A 1,053-nucleotide genomic window follows, 5' to 3' on the forward strand; every position below is an offset into this window, starting at 1 on the left:
TAAAGCGTGTCGCATTTATTCGGCCTCATACCCAGCAGCCTTAAAGAAGTTCTGGCATTCATTGATGGAGAAGAGACTGATGATATCGCCAAGTGCTTTTGAGATGGCGTCGAAGCTGCGTGCTGCTCGCTTTCTCAGAAGTGCTTTGAGTTTTGAGAAAGCCATTTCGATTGGGTTCAGGTCCGGCGAATAGGGCGGCAGGAAGAGAAACCAAGCGCCCTTTGCCTTGACCAGTTGCTCAGCCTTCTGGCTTTTGTGGAAGCCGACATTGTCGAGGATGACTATATCACCGGCTGACAGTGTCGGCACAAGCTGTGTCTCGATCCAGGTTTCGAAGATGCGGCTGTTCATCGGTGCATCGACGATCCACGGCGCGGTCAGGCCATGGCAGCGCAGTCCGGCAATGAAGGTCTGTGTCTTCCATTTTCCGAAGGGCGCATAGGCGGCAAAGCGCCTGCCTTTGGTAGACCATCCGGTGCGTTTTGTCAGGCGCGTATTTGTGGAAGTCTCATCGATAAAGATGAGACGCGACAAGGCCTTGTTGAAGAACCGCTTTCGGCGATTGATCCAAAGATCACGCGCCTTGGCGATCTCTGGTCTACGCTGCTCGCTTGCCTTGAGGCTTTTTTTTATTGCTCAGCCCAAGTCGGTGTAGAAATCGCCCGACCGTGGCGCGGTGGACTTCAATACCGCGCTCCGCGAGCGCAACGCACAGTTCGTCCAAAGTCGTTTCGCCACGGGCGGACATCTGCTCGCGGACCCAATCACCATGAGCCAAAAGCTTCACACTTCCAGGCGGGTGGCCCTGCCTGGCGGCGGCCAGACAGCCGGATGACCGATGCAGGATCATCATGTTGTTGACGAACCGAGGCGAAACACGGAAATGCCGAGCGGCTTCCCGGTGACTATTGCCCTCATTCACAAACGCAACGACACGCTCACGCAACTCAATTGGATGCGGCTTGCCCATGGTGCATCTCCTTCCATGAGACAAGTGAATCACAGATCAAGCCAAACGGGAATCCCGAATCCGGTTAACAGCGACATGCTTTA

Annotated in this window: 2 protein-coding genes; both read right to left on the bottom strand. The window is 54.8% G+C overall.

The window, feature by feature from the left end; all coding sequences use genetic code 11:
* Positions 1-15 precede the first annotated feature (15 nt).
* On the bottom strand, positions 16-534 hold the full coding sequence (locus tag CES86_RS27815; protein WP_011982875.1) for an IS630 family transposase: 519 nt from the start codon (positions 532-534) through the stop codon (positions 16-18).
* A 64-nt stretch (positions 535-598) separates the two neighbouring features.
* Positions 599-970, bottom strand: a complete 372-nt coding sequence (locus CES86_RS27820) for a winged helix-turn-helix domain-containing protein (protein ID WP_011982874.1) — start codon at positions 968-970, stop codon at positions 599-601.
* Between the last annotated feature and the right edge of the window lie 83 nt (positions 971-1,053).

It is taken from the genome of Brucella lupini (genome assembly GCF_002252535.1).
Lineage (GTDB): Bacteria > Pseudomonadota > Alphaproteobacteria > Rhizobiales > Rhizobiaceae > Brucella > Brucella anthropi.

Excerpts from the sequence above, each read along its gene's own strand:
- CES86_RS27820 (WP_011982874.1), bottom strand. The coding sequence starts at position 970 with ATGGGCAAGCCGCATCCAATTGAGTTGCGTGAGCGTGTCGTTGCGTTT.